General features: G+C 33.3%; 21 protein-coding genes and 1 pseudogene. 8 read left to right on the top strand and 14 right to left on the bottom strand.

Features of this window, described 5'->3' with window-relative positions:
* The first annotated feature begins 125 nt into the window (after positions 1 to 125).
* The 3 genes from ACQKCJ_RS09945 (at position 126) to ACQKCJ_RS09935 (ending at position 3,467) form a co-directional block, all read left to right on the top strand.
* Entirely contained in the window at positions 126 to 551 is a 426-nt protein-coding gene (locus ACQKCJ_RS09945; RefSeq protein ID WP_199002571.1) for a DUF1573 domain-containing protein, read from the top strand.
* A gap of 79 nt (positions 552 to 630) precedes the next feature.
* Complete coding sequence (locus ACQKCJ_RS09940) at positions 631 to 1,173, top strand: RNA methyltransferase (RefSeq protein ID WP_271338240.1); 543 nt, start codon at positions 631 to 633, stop codon at positions 1,171 to 1,173.
* Between the two features lie 107 nt (positions 1,174 to 1,280).
* Positions 1,281 to 3,467, top strand: coding sequence for a T9SS type B sorting domain-containing protein (locus ACQKCJ_RS09935; protein ID WP_427401945.1), 2,187 nt, complete (start codon positions 1,281 to 1,283; stop codon positions 3,465 to 3,467).
* Positions 3,468 to 3,558: 91 nt separating this feature from the next.
* On the opposite strand, the gene folK is transcribed toward ACQKCJ_RS09935, so the two are convergent.
* Positions 3,559 to 4,692: a 2-amino-4-hydroxy-6-hydroxymethyldihydropteridine diphosphokinase gene (gene folK / locus ACQKCJ_RS09930; protein WP_271338242.1), complete on the bottom strand. Its 1,134-nt coding sequence runs from the start codon at positions 4,690 to 4,692 to the stop codon at positions 3,559 to 3,561.
* Positions 4,693 to 4,962: 270 nt separating this feature from the next.
* Between folK and sppA the strand changes: the two genes are divergently transcribed.
* The 3 genes from sppA (at position 4,963) to ACQKCJ_RS09915 (ending at position 10,483) form a co-directional block, all read left to right on the top strand.
* Positions 4,963 to 6,720 (top strand): signal peptide peptidase SppA, encoded by a 1,758-nt coding sequence (gene sppA / locus ACQKCJ_RS09925; protein ID WP_271338243.1) that lies wholly within the window; start codon positions 4,963 to 4,965, stop codon positions 6,718 to 6,720.
* A 13-nt stretch (positions 6,721 to 6,733) separates the two neighbouring features.
* Positions 6,734 to 7,681: an alpha/beta hydrolase gene (locus tag ACQKCJ_RS09920; protein ID WP_271338244.1), complete on the top strand. Its 948-nt coding sequence runs from the start codon at positions 6,734 to 6,736 to the stop codon at positions 7,679 to 7,681.
* Between the two features lie 174 nt (positions 7,682 to 7,855).
* Positions 7,856 to 10,483 carry an AsmA family protein gene (locus ACQKCJ_RS09915; RefSeq protein ID WP_271338245.1) on the top strand — a complete coding sequence of 876 codons (2,628 nt, stop codon included), beginning with the start codon at positions 7,856 to 7,858 and terminating at the stop codon, positions 10,481 to 10,483.
* Positions 10,484 to 10,562: 79 nt separating this feature from the next.
* Here ACQKCJ_RS09915 and ACQKCJ_RS09910 read toward each other — a convergent pair whose 3' ends face one another.
* Together ACQKCJ_RS09910 and ACQKCJ_RS09905 are read right to left on the bottom strand one after the other, a co-directional pair.
* A complete protein-coding gene (locus ACQKCJ_RS09910; protein WP_271336748.1) occupies positions 10,563 to 11,642 on the bottom strand; it encodes a glycosyltransferase family 9 protein in 1,080 nt (359 codons plus the stop codon).
* Between the two features lie 257 nt (positions 11,643 to 11,899).
* Positions 11,900 to 12,694 carry a DUF2797 domain-containing protein gene (locus tag ACQKCJ_RS09905; protein WP_271336749.1) on the bottom strand — a complete coding sequence of 265 codons (795 nt, stop codon included), beginning with the start codon at positions 12,692 to 12,694 and terminating at the stop codon, positions 11,900 to 11,902.
* 247 nt (positions 12,695 to 12,941) lie between these two features.
* Between ACQKCJ_RS09905 and ACQKCJ_RS09900 the strand changes: the two genes are divergently transcribed.
* Positions 12,942 to 14,450: a GH3 auxin-responsive promoter family protein gene (locus ACQKCJ_RS09900; protein WP_271336750.1), complete on the top strand. Its 1,509-nt coding sequence runs from the start codon at positions 12,942 to 12,944 to the stop codon at positions 14,448 to 14,450.
* A gap of 680 nt (positions 14,451 to 15,130) precedes the next feature.
* Here ACQKCJ_RS09900 and serB read toward each other — a convergent pair.
* The 6 genes from serB to ACQKCJ_RS09870 form a co-directional block, all read right to left on the bottom strand.
* Positions 15,131 to 16,360 carry a phosphoserine phosphatase SerB gene (gene serB, locus ACQKCJ_RS09895; RefSeq protein WP_271336751.1) on the bottom strand — a complete coding sequence of 410 codons (1,230 nt, stop codon included), beginning with the start codon at positions 16,358 to 16,360 and terminating at the stop codon, positions 15,131 to 15,133.
* Between the two features lie 276 nt (positions 16,361 to 16,636).
* Positions 16,637 to 17,083 (bottom strand): VOC family protein, encoded by a 447-nt coding sequence (locus tag ACQKCJ_RS09890; RefSeq protein WP_271336752.1) that lies wholly within the window; start codon positions 17,081 to 17,083, stop codon positions 16,637 to 16,639.
* Between the two features lie 57 nt (positions 17,084 to 17,140).
* A complete protein-coding gene (locus tag ACQKCJ_RS09885; RefSeq protein ID WP_271336753.1) occupies positions 17,141 to 17,548 on the bottom strand; it encodes a VOC family protein in 408 nt (135 codons plus the stop codon).
* Positions 17,549 to 17,723: 175 nt separating this feature from the next.
* On the bottom strand, positions 17,724 to 18,128 hold the full coding sequence (locus ACQKCJ_RS09880; RefSeq protein WP_427401944.1) for an SRPBCC family protein: 405 nt from the start codon (positions 18,126 to 18,128) through the stop codon (positions 17,724 to 17,726).
* Between the two features lie 42 nt (positions 18,129 to 18,170).
* Positions 18,171 to 18,575: an SRPBCC domain-containing protein gene (locus ACQKCJ_RS09875; RefSeq protein WP_271336755.1), complete on the bottom strand. Its 405-nt coding sequence runs from the start codon at positions 18,573 to 18,575 to the stop codon at positions 18,171 to 18,173.
* Positions 18,576 to 18,586: 11 nt separating this feature from the next.
* Positions 18,587 to 18,997: a VOC family protein gene (locus tag ACQKCJ_RS09870; protein ID WP_271336756.1), complete on the bottom strand. Its 411-nt coding sequence runs from the start codon at positions 18,995 to 18,997 to the stop codon at positions 18,587 to 18,589.
* A 143-nt stretch (positions 18,998 to 19,140) separates the two neighbouring features.
* Here ACQKCJ_RS09870 and ACQKCJ_RS09865 point away from each other — a divergent pair, with 143 nt between their 5' ends.
* Entirely contained in the window at positions 19,141 to 20,106 is a 966-nt protein-coding gene (locus ACQKCJ_RS09865) for a GlxA family transcriptional regulator (protein ID WP_427401943.1), read from the top strand.
* A 164-nt stretch (positions 20,107 to 20,270) separates the two neighbouring features.
* Here ACQKCJ_RS09865 and ACQKCJ_RS09860 read toward each other — a convergent pair whose 3' ends face one another.
* The 5 genes and pseudogenes from ACQKCJ_RS09860 to clpP all read right to left on the bottom strand — a co-directional run bounded on the left by ACQKCJ_RS09860 (position 20,271) and on the right by clpP (position 25,416).
* Positions 20,271 to 20,936 (bottom strand): murein L,D-transpeptidase catalytic domain-containing protein, encoded by a 666-nt coding sequence (locus ACQKCJ_RS09860; RefSeq protein ID WP_427401942.1) that lies wholly within the window; start codon positions 20,934 to 20,936, stop codon positions 20,271 to 20,273.
* A 311-nt stretch (positions 20,937 to 21,247) separates the two neighbouring features.
* Positions 21,248 to 21,466, bottom strand: a pseudogene (locus ACQKCJ_RS09855) (ATP-dependent Clp protease ATP-binding subunit ClpX); the annotation flags it as partial.
* Between the two features lie 101 nt (positions 21,467 to 21,567).
* Positions 21,568 to 23,172, bottom strand: coding sequence for a hypothetical protein (locus tag ACQKCJ_RS09850; RefSeq protein WP_271336759.1), 1,605 nt, complete (start codon positions 23,170 to 23,172; stop codon positions 21,568 to 21,570).
* 148 nt (positions 23,173 to 23,320) lie between these two features.
* The gene (gene clpX / locus ACQKCJ_RS09845) at positions 23,321 to 24,553 is read right to left on the bottom strand and encodes an ATP-dependent Clp protease ATP-binding subunit ClpX (RefSeq protein WP_271336760.1); all 1,233 of its coding nucleotides are present in this window, start codon (positions 24,551 to 24,553) and stop codon (positions 23,321 to 23,323) included.
* 188 nt (positions 24,554 to 24,741) lie between these two features.
* Positions 24,742 to 25,416: an ATP-dependent Clp endopeptidase proteolytic subunit ClpP gene (gene clpP / locus ACQKCJ_RS09840; protein ID WP_271336761.1), complete on the bottom strand. Its 675-nt coding sequence runs from the start codon at positions 25,414 to 25,416 to the stop codon at positions 24,742 to 24,744.
* Positions 25,417 to 25,514 lie beyond the last annotated feature (98 nt).

Here is a 25,514-nt window from a genome sequence, read left to right as displayed (position 1 = left end):
CGAATTTATAATATTTTGAAGGAATATCGAAGTGGTTCAAAAATTAAAATATTTTAAGAAATTTTTATATTAAGATATAAGATTTTTATATAGATTTGTTCATAATTAAAACAAAGATTCTAAAGATGAAAAAAATAATTTTATTCGCTATGTTAGCTGTAGTTGGAATTACTGCTTCTAACGCTCAAGCTAAAAAAGCAACGGCTAAAGTTGCTAAGGTTGAAGGAGCCGGAATGGCCTTTGAAACAGAAACTATTGATTACGGAACTATCGCTCACAACGCTGATGGAAAACGTGAATTCGTTTTTGTAAACAACGGAACTAAACCATTAATCATTACAAATACGCAAGGATCTTGTGGTTGTACTGTACCAACAACTCCAAAAGAGCCTATCGCTCCGGGAGCTAAAGGTATTATTGGTGTAAAATACGCTACTGACAGAGTTGGTGCTTTTACAAAAACTGTAACTGTTACTTCTAATGCTGAAGGACAACCTACAAAAGTACTTACTATTAAAGGTACAGTTTTACCAGATCCTGTTAAAAGCTAATCTGAAAAACAAAATAAAATAAATCGAAAAAGCTTCCTTATCTTTGGAAGCTTTTTTTATGACCTGAATACAACACAAAATGAGAAAACTCGAAAATAGCGAACTAGACAGAAAATCAATCGAAGATTTTAAAAAATCAGACAAAACACCTCTAATAATAGTTTTAGACGACATTCGCAGCTTACACAATATTGGTTCTGTGTTTAGAACTTCGGATGCTTTTTTAGTAGAGAAAATAATTTTGTGCGGTATTACGGCTACTCCTCCCAATAAAGAAATTAATAAAACTGCTCTTGGCGCAACTGACACTGTTGCCTGGGAACATCATGAAAATGTATTGGAAGTTATTGAAAATCTTAAAAAAGAAAATGTACTAACATTGGCTATTGAGCAGGTTGAAAGTGCTATTTTTCTTCAGGATTTTAAAGTTGAGAAAAATCAAAAATATGCTCTTGTTTTTGGCAATGAAGTTCATGGCGTAGCTCAGGAAGCTGTAGCAATTTGTGATGGCTGTATCGAAATTCCTCAATTAGGAACCAAACATTCCTTAAATATTGCCGTGAGCGCAGGAATTGTTGTTTGGGATTTATTCCAGAAATTAAACTGGCCAAATACAATTTAAGAAAACCATCTACTGTTCTAAAATGTTATTTTACAGTAGATTTTAGCTTTAAATGTTAGAAATTAAAATATATTTTTTTGTGATTATAAAATTGATACTTTTATAAAATGAAAAATATCAATTTTTTAAAAACAACCACATTATTTTTTATTTTAATCTTCAGTCAATCTTATGCAAATGAGAAAATTAGCACTAGAGATAAAAATTTAATTACGACCGCAAAAGACACTCTCAAATCAAACAAAAACAACAATACAAAAATTAATTTTGCTATTACTCCACCTGTAATTAAAGCAGGTGGAGATCAATTCTATTGCCCGCAAAACACCATAAATATTGTAACTAATATTACAATTACCCACGATCCGCTAGAATCAGGAACAGTAGCAGGGTATATTCAGATTTCTTCAGGTTATTCTAACGGTTTGGATCGGTTAGTACTTTCAAACCCAGCATCACATCCTTCGATCATAACAAGCTGGGACGGTACTGCAGGAAAATTAACATTGTCAAATTCAATAGGAGGCACTGTTTTATATTCTGACCTGGAAGCTGCGATTAAAGATGTTGTGTTCTCTAATACTTCAGCTGCAGCATCAGGAACTAAAACTTTTTCGATAACAATTGGTCAGGCTAATTATTTACCCTCTACACAACATTATTATTTATATATTCCAAGTATTGGCATTACCTGGAATGCTGCAAAAGCTGCCGCAGAAACAAGCACTTATTATGGATTAAAAGGTTATCTCGCCACTATTTTATCAGCTGATGAAGCCAAATTAATTGGCGAACAGGCATCAGGAACAGGATGGATTGGCGGGAGCGATGCCGAAACTGAAGGGGTCTGGAAATGGGTTACAGGACCTGAAGCCGGAACAGTATTCTGGAATGGGGGCGCAAATGGCACAACACCCAATTATGCTTTCTGGAATGCCGGAGAACCTAATAATCAAGGCGGAAATGAAAACTACGCACACATTACACAGCCTGGTGTTGGAATAAGAGGATCATGGAATGATCTAGCAAATACTGGGGATTCAAGTGGCAATTACCAACCTAAAGGTTATGTTGTAGAATATGGCGGAATGCCGGGCGAATTGCCTCTGGAAATTGCAGCAAGTACTAAAATCACAATTCCAACTGTCACAACAACTACTCCAAATTCAGTTTGCGATTCAGGAAGTTTTACACTGAATGCTACTGCAACAACGGGAGCAACAATTAATTGGTACGACGCAGCAATTGGAGGAAATTTATTGGCAACAGGAAATTCTTATACGTCTCCTGTCTTAAATACAACAACTACCTATTATGTTGATGCTGGTTGCGAATCGAACCGAAAAGCGGTTATCGCTACTGTAAACCCAACACCTGCAACACCAATAGCCATTTCTTCGACTGTTTATAATTGTGGCCCGGGAACCGTAACTATTGAAGCTAATTCTAACATTGGTGTTATTAATTGGTTTACATCTTCTATTGGCGGAACGAGTGTTTTTATGGGAAATCGTTTTCTTACACCAACTATTTCAGCCAACACCACTTATTATGCTCAAGCTTCCTACAGCACTTGTATCAACACAGATCGCACGCCTGTAAACATCATATTATACACACCACCTGTTGTAACGAATGAAACTTTGCCTTTGTGCCAATTTCAAAAAGTTACTCTCGATGCGGGAATTACCGGAATGTCTTACTTATGGAATACTGGTGCAACAACTCAAACTATTGAAGTTACTGCCGGCGGAACTTATACTGTAGACGTTACAAGTCCTGCTCCTGAAAATTGTACGAGCCGAAAAACAATCATCGTTAATGAACATCAGGTTCCTCAAATAGACAGAATTGATGTAAACGGGACTACGGCTGTGATTTATCTTAAAAAAGAAGCTGACTATTTTGAATATTCTGTAGACGGTACAAATTTTCAGAATTCTAATACTTTTTTTGATGTACCAGGTGGCTTGCAAACCGCTTATGTAAGAGAAAAAAGTGGTTGCGGACAAACCATACAGAACTTTGTCGTTCTTGTATTTCCTGCATTTTTCACTCCAAACAATGATTCTTATAATGATTTATGGGAGGTAACCGGAATGGAAAATTATCCGCAGGCACAAGTTACTATTTTCGATCGCTACGGAAAATTAATCGCACAGCTTAACTCTTCTGAAATGAATTGGGACGGAACTTTAAACAGAATACCTTTGCCGGCTTCTGATTATTGGTATGCCTTGAAGATTGATGACACCAAACCTGTTTTAAGAGGACATTTTTCTTTGAAAAGGTGAAATAAATTAGAGAATGTGCCAATTAGAGAATTTGATAATTAAAAATAGAGTACAAACAATTATCTAATTCGCACATTTTCTAATTATCTCATTAACCAATCTTCTTCTGGATTTCATTTAATATAAAAAGATAATCTTCGTGTTTTTTGACAAAATCCCGATCCGAAACATCTATAATCAGAACATTCAAATCTGTTTGGGATTTAATATAATCGAGATAACCAGTATTGATTTTATCTAAATATTCTGCCTCAATATTCTGTTCGTATGTGCGTCCTCGTTTTTTAATATTTTGAAGTAAACGCTCTGAATTCTGATACAGATAAACGTACAGATCAGGTTTTGGCATTTCTTTGTAGATAATATCGAACAAGTTTCGATACAAACGATATTCATCTTCTGCTAAAGTAATCTTAGCAAAAATCAACGATTTAAAAATATGGTAATCCGCTACAATGAAATCTTTAAAAAGATCAAACTGCGCCAGATCATCTGATAATTGCTGATAACGATCTGCAAGGAAAGACATTTCTAACGGAAAAGCATATCGGTTTTGATCTTTGTAAAATTTGGGTAAAAAAGGATTATCTGCAAAACGCTCCAAGACTGTTTTTGCATTAAAATCTTCGGCAATTTTTTGTACTAAAGTTGTTTTACCTGCTCCGATATTCCCTTCAAAAGCAATATAATTAAAGTTTTCCAATGCAATTTCGCGCAATGGATTCTTTAAATCCTGAACTACAGTACAAATACTGTCATCTGGCGAAATGGCAATTAACTCTGAAATAGATTTCTGAAAAACAGGATGTTTCCAATCTAATTTTAAATCCTGCATTGGCAACAAAACAAAATTTCTGTTTTGCATTAAAGGATGTGGAATTTTTAGTTTTTCTGAATCAATAATTTCATCATCAAAAACAATCAAATCAATGTCAATAATTCGGGATTGGTATCCTGACTGATTTGACCTGATTCGTCCTAAATGTTTTTCGACTTTTAAAACCTGGTTCAGTATTTTTTGCGCAGATGAAGTAGTATGCAAAACTAATGCGCAATTATAAAAAGCATCGCTTTCGAACCCCCATGCAGGAGTTTCGTACAGTTTTGAAACCCTGATTACGGTCCCTACTTCCTGATGTATCAAATCGATACAACTTTCGATGTTTGCTAACCTGTTTCCCTGATTACTCCCTATTGATAAAACGACTTGATGCTGTGACTTCATAATTAATGCAAATTAACTAAAACTATTTTAGAATTACTCACATTATTTGATTCAAGAATCAGAAGTTTCGAACTGTTTTGGCTTTTTTATTTTCTTTATCTTCTTAAAAAAACTTGAAACATCTTACAAAAATAACCTATCTTTAATTAGAAGTTTAAAAATGTAAAAACCACAAGTATTTCACTTAATTGTATATCAGAAATAATTTGTTTTTAGAGTACATTTGTAACAAATCAGCCTTTTTAGCTACTTATTAAAAAAAATACACTTATGAAGTTTTTAGGAAATGTAATTGCCACAGTTGTTGGTATTTTTGTATTTATTATGTTCTTCTTTTTTGGAATAATTCTTATCGGAGCTATTTTTGGAGGAGACAGTACTGTTTCAGTCAAAAGTGATTCTGTTATAGAATTAAATTTAAAACAAATTCAAAATGATTATGCGGGAAAATACAAAGATCCCTGGGTAACTGTTTTTTCAGACAAAAAAGGTATTGGCTTAACAGATGTGATCAATGCGATCGAAGCTGCAAAAACGGATGATAATATTAAAGGAATTTCAATTCTAAACGATGAATCTTCTTTAGGATTGGCTCAATATAAAGATTTAAGAAATGCACTTGAAAGTTTCAAGAAATCAGGGAAATTTGTTTGGGCTTACGCCAATACTTATTCTCAAAAAGAGTATTATTTAAACTCTGTTGCTAATACAGTTTATATCAATCCGGCAGGTGATCTGGATTTTAAAGGACTTTCGTCTGAAGTAATGTTCTTTAAAGATTTTCAGGATAAATCCGGTATTCATATGGAAGTGATCCGTCACGGGAAATACAAAAGTGCGGTTGAACCATTTTTAGAAAACAAAATGAGTGATGCCAACAGGGAGCAGGTAACGGCTCTTTTAAATTCTATCTGGACAACGGTTTCTACTGACATTTCTAAAAGCAGAAATATTCCTCTTGATAAATTAAATGAAATTGCAAACGGTTTATTGGCAAGAACTCCTGAAATGGCAAAAGCACAACATTTAGTAGATATTATTGCTTATGAAGATGTTTACCACAATGCCATCAAAAAAGCATTAAAGGTAACTGGAGATGATGATTATAACAAAATTTCAATTTCAGATTATACCCAAAATAATATTACGACAGCTTTAACCAATTCAGCAACAGATCAAATTGCTATTATTTACGCTCAGGGCGAAATACAAAGCGGCGAAGGTGATGTTACCGTAATTGGCGAAGGTTCTATGCGTCGTTCGCTGCAGGAAGCCCGTAAAAATGAAGATGTAAAAGCGATTGTTCTTAGAATCGACAGTCCGGGCGGAAACGCTTTAACTTCGGACCTGATCTGGAGGGAAATCGAAATTACCAAAAAAGTAAAACCCGTTGTAGTTTCTATGGGTAATTATGCTGCATCAGGTGGTTATTATATTGCTTGTAATGCGAACAAAATTTTTGCAGAAAGCAATACAATTACGGGTTCTATTGGTGTTTTTGGAATCTTGCCTAACTTTAGTCCTTTGGCAAATAAATTAGGAATTAATACTGAGCAGGTAAAAACACACGAAAACTCAGCAAATTACAGTCCGTTTGTTCCTGTTGATGAAAAATTTAAAGCTTTTACTCTAGAAGGAGTTGAACATATTTACAACACTTTTGTAACGCATGTCGCAGAAGGTAGAAAAATGACTTTTGCTCAGGTTGATGCTATTGCACAAGGAAGGGTTTGGTCAGGAACTGAAGCTTTGAAGATTGGTTTGGTAGATAAAATTGGCGGATTAAATGATGCTATTGCGGAAGCAGCTAAGATTGCTAAAGTAAAATCATACAGTACACAAAATTATCCTGAATACGAAAAAACTTTTAACGATATCCTTTCCGGATTGCCTTTTACACAATCGAAAGAAGCTTTTATAAAAGAAGAAATTGGCGAGGAGAATTATATGCTTATTGAGCAGGTAAAAAGACTTCAAAAACAAAAAGGAGTTCAGGCGATACTTCCTTTTGGATTAAACATTAAATAATTTTATTCTAGAAATGAAAAAGATATTTGCTCTTGTTGCCTTTTTGTTTTTGAGTTTTGTAAATGCTCAGAATAAAAATGAAATCACGTTTAAAGAATCTCCTTTGATCTTAAAAATTAATATCGATCAGATTTTTGGTACGTTAACTACCCCGGATTTAAAAACAAAATATCCGGTGGCATTAATAATTTCAGGATCAGGACCAACAGATCGAAATGGAAATAGTCCGATGATGAAAAACAATTCGTTGAAAATGTTGGCTGAAGCTCTGGCAAAAAACGGAATTGCATCTTTGCGATATGACAAAAGGGGAATTGGCGAAAGCAAAGCTTCTGCTGCTTCTGAACAAACGCTGGTATTCGAAAATTATACTCAAGATGCCAAAAGCTGGATTAATTTATTAAAACAGGACAAACGTTTCTCTGAGGTAATTGTAATTGGACATAGCGAAGGTTCATTAATAGGAATGATTGCCGGAGTAAAAGCAAACAAATTTATTTCTATTGCCGGCCCTGGAGAATCTGCTGATAAATTGATTAAAGCGCAAATTGCTTCTAAATCTAATAAACAAATAGAGGAAATGACTTTCCCGATTATTGACAGTTTAAAAAGCGGTCACTATGCACAAAAAGTTAACCCAATGCTTAACTCTCTTTTCAGACCAAGCATTCAACCGTATTTAATCTCGTGGTTTAAATACAATCCGCAAGCAGAAATAAAAAGCTTAACTATTCCTGTTTTAATTCTGCAAGGAAACAAGGATTTGCAAGTAACTGTTAAGGATGCAGAGCTTTTATCGCAAGCCAATAAAAATGCTGAACTTTTGATTGTTGAAAATATGAATCATGTCATGAAAACAATCACAGGTGACAATCAGGCCAATATAGAAAGCTATAATAATGAGACTTTGCCTATCTCAGAAATCATGACCAATAAGATTGTTTCTTTTATTAAAAAATAATCAAAATCATAAAATCATTAAAAATCCGTTTGAATCTATATTCAGACGGATTTTTATTTTTAACAGATTAAAGTATATTCTTATATTTTACAAAAACTTTATTAACGAACTCAGTCAAAAAAAACTATTTTTGCACGGGTCAATTAGCAATTTCAAACACTCAAAACTATTTATATGTTAAAGAAAATTTTAAAAATTACTGCCATTGTTCTCGTGGTGATTGTTGCCGCATTATTTGCCATTCCGTATTTCTTTAAAGATCAAATAAAAGCTAAAATTGCTGATGCGATTAACGAAAGTGTTGATGCCAAAGTAAGTTTTGCAGATGCTGATTTAAGTTTGTTCAAGAACTTTCCTAACGCAACTGTTGGAATCAATAAACTGGTAATCATCAACAAAGCTCCTTTTGAAGGCGATACGTTGGTTTCGCTGGGCGAATTGAATTTGAAAATGAGCATTAAAGAACTTTTTAAAGGAAAAGATGAACCTTTGAGCATTCAGGGGATAAGTTCTACTAACGGTTTGATTAATATCATTTTTAATCAAGACGGTGTTGGGAATTTTGATATTGCTATAAAAGACAAGAAAGAGACAAAAAAAGATGATGCAAGTAAACCTCTTTCTTTAAAAATCCAGAGCTATAAAATCGAGAATTTCACTTTTAGATATATTGATCAGCGTTCTAAAATAAAAATGGTTATTGATAGCTTAAACCACGAAGGAACTGGGGATTTTACAAATTCAAAATTAGATTTGACTACAAAGTCTACTGCTAAAGTTTCTTTGGACATGGATAAAATCAATTACATGAAAAATGTAAAACTGACTTTAGATGCTGTTTTAGGAATTGATTTAGAACAAAGTAAATATACATTTAAAGAAAACAAGGCTTTAATTAACCAATTGCCTTTAGAATTTGATGGTTTTATTCAGATGGTTGATGCAGGTCAGATTTATGATTTGAAATTCAAAACGCCAACTTCATCGTTTACAAACTTCTTAGGATTAATTCCTTCGGCATATGCTTCAGGATTAGATGGTGTAAAAACAACTGGCGATTTTACTGTTGCCGGTTTTGCAAAAGGACAACTGACAGATACTACGGTTCCTAAATTTAATATTGCAATTGCATCCAACAACGCTTCTTTTCAATATCCTAACTTACCAAAATCAGTTCAGAATATTGTAATCGATACAAAAATCATCAATGAAACAGGGATTCTAAATGATACTTATGTTAATTTAGACAAACTGTCTTTTAGAATTGATCAGGACGTTTTTAATGCTAAAGCAAACATTAAAAACATAACTGTAAATCCTTTTGTTGATGCGGCTTTAAAAGGAACTATAAATTTGGCTAATCTTTCAAAAGCATATCCAATTAAAATGGATAAACCTTTAGCTGGAATTTTGAAAGCTGATGTAACGACACAATTCGATATGGCATCTGTAGAAAAAAGCCAATATCAAAACATTAAAAATGCCGGAACGATGAGTTTATCAGGATTTAAATATACTGATGAGAATAATAAATCAATGAATATTAGTACGGCTTTGGTAGAATTTAATCCGAGTACGATTAACCTGAAAAAGTTTGATGCTACAACCGGAAAAAGTGACCTGAGCATTAATGGCGTTTTAGAGAATTTCTATGGTTTTATGTTTAAAAAACAAGAACTGAGAGGAAACTTTAATATGAGTTCAAACCAGTTGGCGGTAGATGATTTTATGACTGCAGGTGAACCTGCTAAAACCGGAACTGCAACTGAGAAAGAAGGAGAAACAAAAGCAACATCAGCAAAACCTGCTGAAGCAATGAAGATTCCAGCATTTTTAAATTGTACCATAAATGCAAAAGCAACTACGGTTTTATATGACAATTTGAAACTGAAAGATGTTTCAGGCAGATTGATTGTGAAGGATGAAAAAGCAACCTTAGAAAACTTTAAAACATCTATTTTTGGAGGAACAATTGGTTTAACAGGAACGGTTTCTACCAAAACAAAGGTTCCTACTTTTGACATGAATTTAGGTTTTAATCAAGTTGATATTGCGCAAACTTTTACGCAATTGGACATGATGAAAAAAATTGCGCCAATTGCCGGAATCATCAATGGAAAATTAAATTCTACTATAAAATTAAACGGAAATCTTGATGCTAACGAATTGACTCCGGATTTAAAATCTATCTCAGGGGATTTGATCGGGCAATTGCTTTCTACAACTGTGAATACTAAAAATTCAACTGTTTTAAATGCCTTAACTTCAAACATTAAGTTTATTGATATGAACAAGGTGAATCTGAATGATATTAAAGCTGCGTTGACTTTTGAAAACGGAAAAGTAAATGTAAAACCATTTGATATTAAATATCAGGACATTAAAATTACTGTGGGCGGAACTCATGGTTTTGATCAAACAATGAATTACAACTTAAAATTAGATGTTCCTGCCAAATATTTAGGAACTGAAGCTAATGCTTTTATTGCAAAAATGTCTCCGGCCGATGCTGCAAAACTGCAAAACATTCCGATAAACGCAATGATTACGGGTAACTTTTCTAATCCGAAAGTTTCTACAGATATGAAAACTGCCGTAACTGCTTTGACAACTCAATTAGTAAATCAGCAAAAAGACAAGCTTACGCAAAAAGGTACTTCGGCTCTTAATGATCTGATCAATAAGAATACAAAAGCAAAAGATACCACAAAAGCAGCTGAAACTGAAAAAGAACAGAAAACACAGGAAGTTACCAAAAAAGCAAGTGACTTAATAAATGGCTTGTTCAAGAAGAAAAACTAGAACTGAACCAGAATAAAAAAAAAGAAGGCGTCTACTGTAATAGTAGACGCCTTCTTTCTTTTACTTTATATGGGTATAATTACATAGCATCAGAATAGATACTTAATTTTCCGTTGTTTAAAATTGAATTTATAATTTTAAAATACTCTTTCTTAGTAGACAAATTAACATCTATTGCGATACTGGAATTATCATAAGGTTCATATTTTTTGATGTTTGATACCGAAAATAATCCTATTGTTGGGGTCTGAACTGAACTTGCCAAATGCATGATACCACTATCAGCTCCTATAAATAAATCGGCACTGGCGATTATAGCTCCAATTTCACGAATGTCTTTACTATAAAATGTAGGGGCTTTAAAGCCAATTTGCGAAACATTTTCTACAGGCAATATTTCAATGATATTATAATTTTGATATTCATCTTTGAGTTGTGCATAAAAATTCTCCCACCACTCTTCTGACAAACATTTTTCTCCGGTTGCATACGTAAATATGCAAATTGTTCTCTTAGTATTGTGTACGATACTATTTATAATATTCTTGCCATTAATAATTTCAGCCGACGATAATTTAAGATCGAGCGGAGCTACTATTTTATTACTTTTTGGAAATCGGAGTTTGGTTAAATAATATCGGAAGTTGTAAACGGGGTATTTCGCGATATGGTCGTAATCATTTTTTACATTTTGAGATTCCTCAGCAGAGTCTCCGTAAAATTTATATTTAGCATTAGAGAATTGAACTGCTAAACGTCCTGAAGAAGAGTTTTGATCTACGTTGATCGCAATATCATATTTTTGTCTTTTTATTGAAATCCATACATTAAGATATTTCAATAAATTTTTGAATGGCTTTTTGGGCAGGTCGATTATTTTATCAATATTATCATAGTTCTCGAAAATAATTGGAGCTAATGTTCCCTTAACAAACAAATCGACTTTACAATTTGGAAATATTTCTGTGACTTCCTGAACGAGTGGTGTAATCAATAATAAGTTTCCTAATCTTCCGTTTGGCCTGCAAATCAAAATTCTTTTAATATCGGTTTTATCAACTAAAATGATATCTTCTTGTGAACTTGCTTTTCCAATATTCTTAGTAAGATTGCGCATTAAGCTACGCCTGAAAACATTTATTTTTTTTAAGATACCCATCCTGATAAATAATTTAAGATTATTAAATCTTCCTTTAAATTTTAAAAAAATTAAAAAATTGAACTAGCTCAAAACTAGCTTCTTTTATTTTTTAAAATTAAATTCTTTCAATAAGCAATTATTACAAAATTGTAATCAAATGTATCAACATTCACATCTTCAACTACTTAAATGAGATTTAAAAATACAAAAACTATATCATAAACAAAAGAATATTAGACAGTTAGGCAATAACAATAGACGACTGCCCCATAAACCTAGACGTTAATTGTAACAACATATCCTTCTGAACTTCGAACATTAAAAACAGTTCCGTCTTCAAAAATTAAGTACTGACCTTTGATTCCTGTTAATTTTCCCTGAAAAGACGGAGTCTTATCCAAGTTTAAACTTGCCACTTTTGCCGGATAATTTAACACCGGATAATGCAGCTCATATAAGTCATTTTTTTGCGAGTAGAAATATTCCTTGGCTTCATCCGGAATTAAACTTTCTACTTTTACTTTTTCAGCAAGTAAGTCAAAACTGCCGCTTGTATTTTGGAGCATCTTTCTCCAATTGGTTTTATCTGTATAATGATCTTTTAGAGCCACCTCAGTAATTCCCGCCAAATATCGATTAGGAACCTCTACAATTGCAATGGCTTGTGTTGCTCCCTGATCGATCCAACGTGTTGGAACCTGAGTTTTACGTGTTACACCTACCTTTACTTCACTAGCCAAAGCCAGATATACAACATGAGGCTGCAATTGTACCTTTTGCTCATATTCAAGATCACGATCAGCAATTCCTAAATGAGCTGTACTCAATTCAGGTCTCATAATCCAGTCACCAACAGCGGGACTTGAATAGAAACAATCATAACAAAATCCCTGGCGGAATATCTTTTTCTTCTTATGACAATTTAAACATTCATATCCTGCAAAATTAATCTCAATCTCTTTGTTCAAAAGTTGGTTCATGTTGAGAAAACTATCTTCGAAAACCAAATAATATTGAATTGGGTTTCCTATTTCAGTTTGCATTTTTGTAAGTACGCCTTGGTATGTCATTATATTTTAGATTGCTGATTTTAGATTACAGATTCTTACATGGGTTGCGAATTCTAATTTTAGAATTCAATAGTATTAAGAATCTTTAGTAAAAATAGAATGGTTTTTTTTACAAAAAAACACTATTTTTGATACAACGGCAAAGTTAGTATTTGTCGATCGATATTCAAATTTTATATTTTTTGATTTTCGCTTTAATCGTAAATCTAAAATCTAAAATAAGCAATCTAAAATCTAAAATTTACCCATGCCGTTATCAATAATCAACTCGTTTGCCTCTTGGGTCCTGAAACAAAGGATACATCAAATAGAACTTTTTCTAAAATATCCCAATGAAGTCCAGGAAGAACTATTGCATAATTTATTGACGGCGTCTGAGAATACGGTTATAGGACGACAATATGGTTTTGAATCGATAACATCGTATGCAACTTTTGCTGAAAGAGTTCCTATTGCGACTTATGAGGAATTACAGCCTTTGATCGAGCGTACGCGTCAGGGAGAACAAGGCGTTTTTTGGGAAACTCCTATAAAATGGTTTGCCAAATCTAGCGGAACTACAAATGCCAAAAGTAAATTTATTCCGGTAAGTACTGAGGCGCTGGAAGATTGCCACTATAAAGGAAGTAAAGATTTGCTTTGTTTGTACTTGAATAACAATGAAGATTCTGAATTGTTTTTAGGAAAAAGTCTTCGCCTGGGCGGAAGCTCTCAGATTTACGAAAACAACAATACTTTTTTTGGAGATTTATCTGCTATTTTAATTGAGAATATGCCTATTTGGGCTGAATTTAGCAGTACACCAAGCAATAAAACTTCGTTAATGAGCGAATGGGAAGCTAAAATCGCTGCCATTATAAACGAAACAAAAAACGAAAATGTAACCAGCTTTGCAGGGGTTCCGTCCTGGATGTTGGTTTTAATGAATAAGGTTTTAGAAAATACAGGGAAGCAAAGTTTATTGGAACTCTGGCCCAATCTGGAAGTTTACTTTCATGGAGGCGTGAGTTTTTCTCCTTATAAAGAACAATACAAAAAAATATTACCTAGCAAGGATTTTAAATATTACGAAATATACAATGCATCAGAAGGTTTCTTTGCCATTCAGGATCTGAATAATTCGAGTGATTTGTTGTTGATGCTGGATTACGGAATATTCTATGAATTTATTTCAATGGATACTTTCGGAACTCCTAATCAAAAAGTGATTCGTCTGGCCGATGTTGAATTGGATAAAAACTACGCGATTGTTATTACGACTAATTCAGGATTGTGGCGTTATTTGATTGGTGACACGGTTCGTTTTACATCTTTAAATCCTTATAGAATTCGAGTTACCGGAAGAACAAAACATCATATTAATGTTTTTGGGGAAGAATTAATGGTCGAAAATACGGATCAGGCGATTGCTAAAGCTTGTCAGCTTACCCAAACAGAAGTTATCGATTATACGGTTGCTCCTATTTTTATGCAGGACAAAGAAAAAGGCGCTCACGAATGGATGATCGAATTCAAGAAAAAACCTGCTGATGTTGGTCTTTTCCAGAAAGTTCTGGATGAAACGTTGCAGACTTTAAACTCTGATTACGAAGCAAAACGCCAGAACAATATGACATTGAATCCTCTGGTGATTAATGTCGCTCGTGAAAACTTATTTTATGACTGGCTAAAGGAACGTGATAAATTAGGAGGACAGCATAAAATCCCGAGACTCTCGAATCAAAGGGATTATTTGGAGCAGTTGAAGGAGATGTAAATCTTTTATGTTGCCACGAATTTCACAAATTTTCACGAATTATATATTGCCGGCGCAAGCTCGCGAATGTATAATGTTGCTTTGAATAGCCACTAGCTTCAGCTAGTGATACAAAACACACCTACCATTGGCTTTAGCCAAACTCTTTTGTACCCAATAATTTGGCTAAAGCCTAATTCATTTATATTAATTTCCCTCCAGCTAAAGCATTAGACTATTCAAAACAAAACTTCACGTTGGCGCGAGCGCGATGTCATTAAGCTAAGTACTTTAGAAAATAAATCAATCTCGCAAAGGCGTTAAGACGTAAAATTTAAGCACAATATGTCATTTCTCCTCCGTCGAAATGACAAAAAACTCTAAATTCTGTTTTCTACATCATATCAATATTTCTATTAATTCAGAATAAAACCACTTATAAAAATTAAAGTTTAATTAATACTTCAATCCCACTAAACCGCATGAGGGATAGAAGTGGAAATCCTTTTGTGCCGGTCCCGAGGCTTCGGGAGGCACAAAAGATTAAAACAGATAGCCCGACCCGCCTTTTTCGGCGGGACATGCCCATAAAAAAACCTTAGCTTTATTGAAAAACTAAGGTCTAATTTATTTTGATTGTCGAGTTACTTGCGAAGATTCTTCGTTCCTCAGAATGACAAACTGTATGTTTATGAGACACGTTACATCATATCAATATATCTGTCGTGATATCCTAATAAATATAAAACTCCGTCAAGTCCTAAACTTGAAATTGAGGTTGAGGCACTTTCTTTTACTTTTGGTTTTGCGTGAAAAGCGATTCCTAATCCGGCTAAATTTAGCATTGGCAGATCGTTTGCTCCGTCACCAACTGCAATAGTTTGGTTGATGTGAATTCCTTCTTTTTCGGCGATGGCTTTTAGGTATTCGGCTTTCTTTTGACCGTCTACGATTTCGCCTAAATATTTACCGGTTAACTTACCGTCTTTTATTTCTAACTGATTGGCATGAACATAATCGATACCCAATTCTTTTTGCAGATATTCTCCAAAATAGGTGAATCCTCCGGAAAGAATTGCGGTTTTGTATCCGTAATATTTTAAGGCTTTCATCAAACGATGTGCTCCTTTTGTAATTGGCAAATTGATGGCAACATTTTGCAAAACATCTTCGCTTAAACCTTCTAACAAAGCCATACGCTGTTTGAAACTTTCGTTGAAATCTATTTCGCCATTCATGGCAGATTCTGTAATGGCACGAACTTGTGCTCCTACTCCGTTTAGTTCTGCCAGTTCGTCGATAACTTCAGTCTGGATTAAAGTAGAATCCATATCAAAACACACCAAACGACGGTTTCGTCTGTAAATATTATCTTCCTGGAACGAAATATCAACATTCAGGGTTCTTGAAATCTCCATGAAACTTGCTGTCATGATGATCTTGTTTACAATCTCACCCGTCACGGACAATTGTATGCAAGAACGCGGATATTCTTCTTTTTCTACAATAGATGTTCTTCCTGTTAGTCTTATAATAGAATCGATATTCAGGTTTTGATCTGACATTATTTTAGTTACGGCTGCCAATTGTGAAGCTGCCAGTTTTTCGCCTAAAATATTGATGATGTAACGTTGTTTTGATTGTGATTTTACCCATGTTTCGTAGTCTTCTACAGAAATAGGAATAAATTTAACCTTAACGCCCAATTCATAAGCTTTGAACAATAAGTCTTTTAAAACTGGCCCTGAACTTGAACCGGCTTCGATCTCGAACAAAATTCCCAGAGAAAGTGTGTCATGAATATCAGCCTGACCAATATCCAGAATATTGGCATCATAAGTTGCCAAAACGGCTGTTAAACCTGCTGTCACTCCTATTTTATCATGTCCTGAGACTTTTAATAAAATAATCTCTTTACCTTCTATTGCCATTTTATCTATTGATTTTAAGAAGCGACAAAAATCGGCAATCTAATTTTGATAAAAAAGGATATTGTTTGTTTTTTTGAAAAGAAAAAGCACATAAGAATGTGCTTTTTGAAATAATTTAACAATTATGTTCTGCTATTAAAATAACGTAACTTTTTAGTTGTCTCGAATTAGAAATAATTCATAAAAAGAGGAACTAAATTAATATTGATACTATTTTTTCTTCGCGAATTAAATCATTGTAATTCGTGAATTCGCTGCAAAAAATTATTTATAAGATTATTTCATAGGTTCTGATTCATCAAAATTTACCATCCAGCTTACGCCGAATTTATCTTTGAACATTCCGAAATATGCTCCCCAGAATGTTTTATTCATTGGCATATAAATTGTTCCGTTTGCCGAAAGTCCATTGAAAATCCTATCTGCTTCATCTGTGCTTTCGACATTGATAGATACTGAAAAGTTACCTCCAAGAATGACATCTCCGGATTGTTGATTACTATCACTTCCCATTAAAATGGTATTTCCAATGGGTAGTGAAACATGCATTATTCTGTTTGCATCTTTATCTGAGACTTCCGGACAGCTTCCGCTTTCGTCTGCGGGCATGTCTTTAAATTTTCCGATATACGGAAATTCACCTCCAAAAACTGATTTGTAAAACAGAAATGCTTCTTCGCAATTTCCGTTAAAAATTAAATAAGGGTTTACTGATGTTGCCATGATATTTTTCTTTATTGTTTTGTTATATTCTTTTCTCTATTCTCTTTATTCTTTTCTCTATTCTCTTTCTTCATGATCCATAAATAAAACATTCCAGCGATGACCGTCTAAATCTGCAAAACCGCAACCGTACATCCAACCCTGACTATCGGCCGGAGGCGCAAAGACAGTTCCGCCCGCTTCTTGTACTTTCTTTGCCAATTCATCCACTTCTGAAATACTTTCGGCATCAATCGAAATCAAAACTTCTGAACTTGATTGTGTATCTGTTAATTTGTTTTGCGAAAAACCGGCAAATAACGATTCTTCAAAAAGCATCACCACAAATTTTCCTTCACCAACGACCATGCAAGTCGAGCTTGGCGTGTCGTGTTCTTCATTAAAAGAGAATCCTATTTTCGAAAAAAAAGCTTTTGATTTTGCCACCTCTTTTACCGGCAAATTCAGCCAAATTTGTTTTGTCATATTTGTTGCTTTTAGATTATTTTTTTAAACCCTATAAGTGATGTAAGATAATTTAAGTTGGGCTAATTTATTTTGCTCGCAAAGACCCGAAGTCGCAAAGTTTTTTAAGTAATTTCTATTTTTTTAAAAGAACTAAAAACCTTTGCTTCTTTGTCTTTTTGAACCTTAAGAAAAACTAATTCTGCTCAACATAACTTTTAAAATTATTCATGATTGCCTGCCATCCTCCGCGTTGCATTTCTTCCGGGTTTTGTGTTTCAGGATCAAATCTTTGGGTGACTTCTACTCCATTTGGGGTTGCTGCAAAATCAATTTTTACTTTTCTCCCATCTTCTAATACATATTCAATTGTTTTGTTTTTTTCTATTAAGGTGTATTCTCCTCCAAAATCAAAACTCATACTGCTATCTTTTGCAGCCATAGTCGATTTGAATTTTCCGCCTTCTCTTAAATCATTTTCAGCATAAGGTGTGTGCCATTCCGGAGATGCAAAACTCCATTTTGTAATATGTTCCGGCAATGTCCAAAATTCCCAAACTTTATCTATTGATGCATTAATCGTGCTTTGTACTGTTATCATTGTATTTATTTTTATTTCTTCAAATTAATTTTTCTGCTGCTATTAGACGCTTTCAACATATTTTTTAAAATTATCAATAACTGTCTGACACCACTCTTTCTGCATACTTTCGGGATCTTCTTTTGTTGGCTCAAAAGTTTCTGTAATTTTTACTTTATTTTCATTTATTTCAAAATTCACTTTTCCTGTTCTGTTGTCGAATAGTTTATATTCTATTAAAGATAAGTTCTCAACTTTAGTATATATCCCTTCAAAATCAAAACTTAGACTTGTGTCTTTTTTATTCATTTTGTATTTGAATTTCCCTCCTACTTTCAAGTCACTTTCTACATATGATGTATACCAATCGTCTATAGCAATATTCCAGTTTTGAATATGTTCTGGCAACGTCCAGTATTTCCAGACTTCATCTATCGATGCATTTATAGTATTTTGTACCGTTATCATATTCTATATAATTAACTCATTTCCGGGATCTCACTTTCATTCATATAGAAAACTTCCCAATGGTGTCCGTCTAAATCCAGAAAAGTACGATGATACATCCAGCCATAATCTTGTGTTTTCATATATTCTGATCCGCCGGCTTTAATGACTTTCTCCATCATTTCATCGACTTTGTCACGTGCTTCGAGTGAAACTGAGATAATAACTTCACTTGTTGTAGCTGTGTTACAAATTTGTTTATTGGTAAAAGTTTGATAAAACTCTTCGGTTAAAAGCATTGCATTTATATTTTTACCAATAACCAAACAGGTTCCTTTTTCATTTGTGAATTTTGGATTGAATGAGAAACCCAGTTGAGTGAAGAATGCAATTGACTTATTTAAATCTTTTACAGCAAGATTCAAGAAAATTTTTGTTTCCATTTTTATATAAATTTACAAATTATTTAAAGCAAATTTAAAATATTACAGCAAGCTTAATGATACATTAGAAGTCATCTTTAGGGTCATTTAAGACAAAATAATTACTTTTGTGTACAACGTAACTTTGCAAAAACCACAAAATCATGAGTAAGAAAGTAGGTTTAATTGTACCTCACGACTATAAATTATTGAGTATCGCAGCAATTTTAGAAGTTTTCGAAACTGCCAATAAGCTTTCTAAAGGTGACAAAAAATCTTTTAAAATTATGTTATTTCAATCTTCGGAACAAATTAATGAAAAGCTTTTGTTTGGATATGAAGTAAATTCGATTGAAACTTCAGATGAAATGCTGGACTTAATTTTAATCCCTGCTTTTACCACTGATAATATGAATGAAATGATTGCTAAAAACAGGCTTTTCATTCCGTGGTTAAAAAAACAGCACCAATCCGGTGCCGAATTAGCAAGCTTTTGTACCGGTGCGTTTTTGTTTGCTGCTTCAGGATTATTAAACGAAAAATTAGCCACAACACATGTAGATGCCTGTAGTGCTTTTACAAAAGCATTCCCGTTAGTCAAATTAAAACCTGAAGAAACTTTAACGGCTGACGGTAGTTTATATACCAGCGGTGGCTCTACCTCAACATTTCATTTATTGATTTTACTGGTTCAGAAATATTGCGGAAACGAGATTGCTGTTCAGATTGCCAAAATTTTCTCAATAGATTTAAACCGATACAAACAGAGTTATTTCAGCACATTCAGACCCAATCATTTGCATAATGATACGCTGGTTGCCATGTTACAGCAAAAAATAGAAAATCAATATAGTACGATCGAAAAACTGGAAGAAATCACAAAAGATATCCCAACGAGTGCCAGAAATATGACACGAAGATTTAAACAAGTAACGGGAATTCCACCAATTGAATATTTGCAGAATATTAGGGTTGAAAGTTCTAAAAAATACCTGGAACAAACCAAACTTTCAATTTCTGAGATCATTGAGAAAACGGGGTACAATGATCCAAAAGCATTTAGAAAAGTATTTTTTAAAATGGTGGGAATGAAACCTATTGAATATAGAGAAAAATTCAGGGTACAATAATTTTTTTGAGGAGCAGAAAAAAATCATTTTCAAAACACCAGTTGTCCTGCTCTCCACTATATCTTTTGCTGTGAACCACACAGCAAAAGGATGCCGTTTCGATCAGGGCTATACGAGAAATTTCATTTTCATAAAAAGTTCAGGTAGAAAAGCTGAAACTACGTTTAAGACTTAATAATCCACATTAAAACTTTTTTATTTTCCTGCAAAAGCTTATCAATTTCTTTCATACTTTCATTAGAAACTGCAGGACAGCCCCAACCTTCCGGAGTTCCTTTAGGATAGACTTCATCATTTGAAATGGCTTCCCAGGAATGCAATACTATTGCACGGCTTCTGGCCTTTGAGTTTGTTTTTTCTTTTCCCTGCAAAACATAATTTACTTTTATCCCCCACTGACTTACGCCACGGTCCAAAACAACAAATTTACCTATCGAAGAACAATGAGAATCAAATTCATTACTTATTGACGCATTCTCTTTCGACATTGTTGCGCCCCATTTATTATCGCCACAACCATGACTGACTATATACGATTTGAGAATTTTATTCTCATTAAAGTCATAAACAAAAAATCTTTTTAATCCGGAATGCATTCCTAAATCAATCAGGAAAAATTTATCCTGATTTAGGTTGTTGCGTTTACAATAGAGTTGTGCTTCATTATAATATATGCTGTAATCAATATCTTTAATCTCACTGCGAGGTTTTTCCCTGGCTATTTTTTCTGCCGTTTTTTCTACGTTAAAAACATTTACCTCCTGAACATCTTTCTTTTTATTACACGATATTAATAGTGCCAAACTTATTACTGGTATTATTTTTTTCATGCTGACAATTTACATAAAAATATAGAAATGAAAATGGCATAAAAAAACCTGCTCAAATAAATGGAGGGCACTGAAAAAGTAACCGTTTATCAAAAGAGGCTGTTTTCAAATATGAAAACAGCTTCTTTTTCTTTGATATCCTCGGATAGGTGACGGAGAACACTTTCGTACAGACGATTCTCAGAGCCTCTATTTTACTTATAAAATTACCTTTTTAACTTTAAAGGACTTTTTCAGTGCCCTCAATAAATGAACAGGCCTTTTTTATAAAATTCGACAAAGTTTGAACTTTGATAAAGTCCTTTCAAGATTTAAGAAGCAATTTCCATGCGCTTCAATAAATTTTTATTCAAAGTATGTTTTGCATAATCCTGATCGATTGTCAAAACTTTATCGTCTGAACTTGGTAATTCGTACATAGCATCTGTTAGGATAGCTTCGCATAAAGAACGTAATCCACGAGCTCCTAATTTGTATTCTAAAGCTTTATCTACAATAAAGTCAAGGACTTCATACGTAATGGTGAATTTACTTGATTATCAAAACAGTTTTCAGCTATCTTTTTTTTGTATAGCAGACACATAGAATTATAACAGTTCTTACTGTCTGTAGGCAGGTCATTTTCTTATACTTAATCTAAATTCACTTTGACAATTACATCACCTGAACTATTATTTGTTTGGTTAATTTCAAACACAATTTCATTTTCAGAGATCTTAAAAAGGCGATGTCTTTGTAACATATATTTTTTAATGTCATAATTTTTAAAGTCCTTATTATTAAATATTTCTCCTCCATTTACACTACCATCTGAATCCGAAATTTTCACAACACTCATATATTCATCATGACCACCAAATGCAGCATCGGGATTTTTATCTAAAGGCAAATTGATGTTATGAATATCGTCTACAAAAATAAAATAGTAATTATTATTTGAATTTACATACCAAGAAGATTTTACATCTACTTCTTTTTTAGGAATTTTATTCAACCAGACAACATTCCCATTAGTTTTTACTTTGGAAACTATTAGATCCATATAAAAATCAATATCACGCCCATTTGGAGGTGCATAAGTGTATTTTTGCTCACCAATAAAAACAAAATCCCCATTTTCGCATATATATACATTTTTTAAGAACACTTTGTATAACCCATTACTTTCTCCCTTTGTGTGGGGCTTATCAATATTTTTTTGCTCCTTTTCACTACGATATTTTTTTAAGACATCTAAAGTAAATTCACTGAAAACCTTATCATAGATTTTTCCCTCAGGAGAAATCTTAAAGCCAACATATCCATCCGTATCCATCACATCAGAAGATCCATCACTGTATGTGCCTCCACAAACCATAAGATTTTTTGGAGTTACAAACAGGCTTAAATTATTGATTACATTCTCGTTATCTTCAATTTTTACAGCATTTATTGTTTTACCTTCAAACTTTATACTACAAATTTCATAATGAAAATTTGCAACAAGATCTTTCTTATTCTTTTTATCATTACGGCTATCATCGTGAAATACTTTTGCTACCCAATAAAAATCACCATTATTATCTAATCTAAAATTACTGCAATTAACTTTATTTTCATTATAAGGTAGTGCAATTTCACTTGCGGAAATTTGATTTAAATTTTCATCAAATACTTTTACACCAATAATCTGACTAGACTTTTTATTCTCAGGATTTTTTATATAATTAACTGCAATACTTTTTTCATTGCTAGATTCTGTTAAGTTAAAATATAAAAAATCGCTATTATAACCTGACACTTTACCATCTACTTGCAACAATAACTTAGGTGCGCCAACGAATTCACATTTATCAAAATCAATTTCCGCACTAAAAACTTGTTCTTTTTTGGCATCTCCATCCCAAGAAGAATAAAAAACAAAATACCTATTATTAAGTTTTATACAGTTCACAAGAAAGTAATTTTTAGCAAAAAACTTTTCAAATCTGTTTTCTTTTATCACTGTCAGTTTTTCAGAATCAATTTTCTTGACCATAATCACTCCATCATAAAAGTTACATGATAAAATTTCCTTCCCATTTGAAAAAGCAAAACTACTTCCTCCTAATGAATTATATAAAGCACCTGAATTTTTACCTGACTTAAAAGGTTCACTTATTTTTTTTGTATATTTTTTCGGGGTGTTGTCTTGAGCAAAAGCTGTTAGACAAGTTAAACAGATACTTAGAAAGTATAATTTTATTTTGAATTTCATTTTGATTTAGGTTATTATTAGTGGTTAAAGTTTATTGTTGAATTTTGACGTAAATTAACTGGAAATTTCTTAAATATTTACTTATAGAACAAAAAAAATCTGCTCCTTTGACAGAGCAGATTTTATAAAATATCTTTTTACTGATAATCTAAGAAGCAATTTCCATTCGCTTCAATAAATTTTTATTCAAAGTATGTTTTGCATAATCCTGATCGATTGTCAAAACTTTATCATCTGAACTTGGTAATTCATACATCGCATCTGTTAGGATTGCTTCGCATAACGAACGTAATCCACGAGCTCCTAATTTGTATTCTAAAGCTTTATCTACAATAAAATCCAATGCTTCGTCAGTAATATTAAATTCAACATCATCCATTAAGAATAATTTTTGATATTGTTTGATTAAAGCATTTTTAGGTTGTGTCAAAATTGCACGCAAAGTTTCTCTGTCAAGAGGATCCATATGTGTCAAAACTGGTAAACGACCGATAATTTCAGGAATCAAACCAAAGTCTTTGATATCTTTTGGAATGATATATTGCAATAAATTGTCTTTATCGATATTATCTACATTTTTCGAAGTTGAATATCCAACTGCCTGACGGTTCAAACGTTTAGAAATAATACGTTCTACACCATCAAAAGCACCACCTGCAATAAACAGGATATTTTGGGTATTTACCTCAACAAATTTCTGGTCCGGATGTTTACGTCCTCCTTTTGGCGGCACATTTACAACTGTTCCTTCTAATAATTTCAATAATGCTTGTTGTACACCTTCACCAGAAACGTCACGTGTTATGGATGGATTATCGCTCTTACGGGCAATTTTATCAATTTCATCAATAAATACGATTCCTCTTTCGGCTTTGGTTACATCATAATCTGCAGCTTGTAGTAAACGTGTCAAAATACTTTCGACATCTTCACCCACATAACCTGCTTCTGTAAGTACGGTTGCATCAACGATAGCCAAAGGAACGTCTAACATTTTTGCGATAGTTTTTGCTACCAATGTTTTTCCGGTTCCGGTTTGACCTACCATAATGATGTTACTTTTTTCAATCTCTACTTCGTCGTCTAATTGCTGTTGCATTAAACGCTTGTAGTGATTGTAAACCGCAACTGACATTACTTTTTTAGTCTGATCCTGACCAATAACATATTGATCTAAGAAAGCTCTGATTTCTTTTGGTTTCTTTAAAATTAAGTCGCCAACAAGTTTAGCACTTCCACTTGATTTTAATTCTTCTAATACAATTCCGTGTGCTTGTTCAATACACTTATCACAGATGTGTGCATTAATACCTGCAATCAATAAATTGGTTTCTGGCTTTTTTCTTCCACAAAACGAACATTCTAATACTACTTTAGCCATTCTTCTTTAGTTACATAAGTCGCAAAGTTACTAAGTTTCTGATATTTACCAATAAATCCTCAAAAACTTAGCAACCTATTAACTTTTTATTTTTGTTTCAAGTTTAAAAAAATGGTTTCAAGTTTCAGGTTTCAAGTTAACAACAGTAAACTTGAAACCTGAAACTTTGAAACAAAATAAACCTTTTTTTAGCTTCTTCTCAATACTTCGTCGATCATTCCGTATTCTTTTGCTTCGTCAGCTTTCATCCAGTAATCACGCTCACTGTCTTTGTGCACTTTGTCAAAAGATTGTCCTGAATGCTGAGAAATGATGTTGTATAATTCATCTTTTAATTTCAACATTTCACGCAAGTTGATTTCCATATCTGTTGCAACACCTTGTGCTCCTCCTGATGGTTGGTGAATCATAACTCTTGAATGTGGCAAAGCCGAACGTTTTCCTGCTGCTCCTGCACATAATAATACAGCTCCCATTGAGGCTGCCATACCTGTACAAATTGTCGCTACGTCTGGTTTGATGTATTGCATGGTATCATAAATTCCTAATCCTGCGTAAACGCTTCCTCCAGGTGAATTTAGATAAATTTGAATGTCTTTTGAAGCATCAGCACTTTCTAAGAATAATAACTGCGCCTGAACGATATTAGCGATTTGATCATCGATACCTGTTCCTAAAAAGATAATTCTGTCCATCATTAATCTAGAAAAAACGTCTAATTGAGAAATATTCAACTGGCGTTCTTCAATAATATATGGAGTCATATTTGTTGGATTCATTGCTGCTACGATTTTGTCGTAGTACATTGCATTTACTCCTTGGTGCTTTGTAGCAAATTTTTTGAATTCTTTACCGTAGTTCATATTTAAGTGTTCTAAGTTTTACGTAATATCTGTTTATACTCTTCATCAAAGGTTGTACCTCTTTCTAAAGGATGTCAATTTGTCTTATTTTTTGTTTT

It is taken from the genome of Flavobacterium sp. NPDC079362 (assembly GCF_050267765.1).
Taxonomy (GTDB): domain Bacteria; phylum Bacteroidota; class Bacteroidia; order Flavobacteriales; family Flavobacteriaceae; genus Flavobacterium; species Flavobacterium azizsancarii.
The sequence above is the reverse complement of the archived record's forward strand: the minus strand, read 5'-3'. Positions and strand labels throughout refer to the sequence as shown.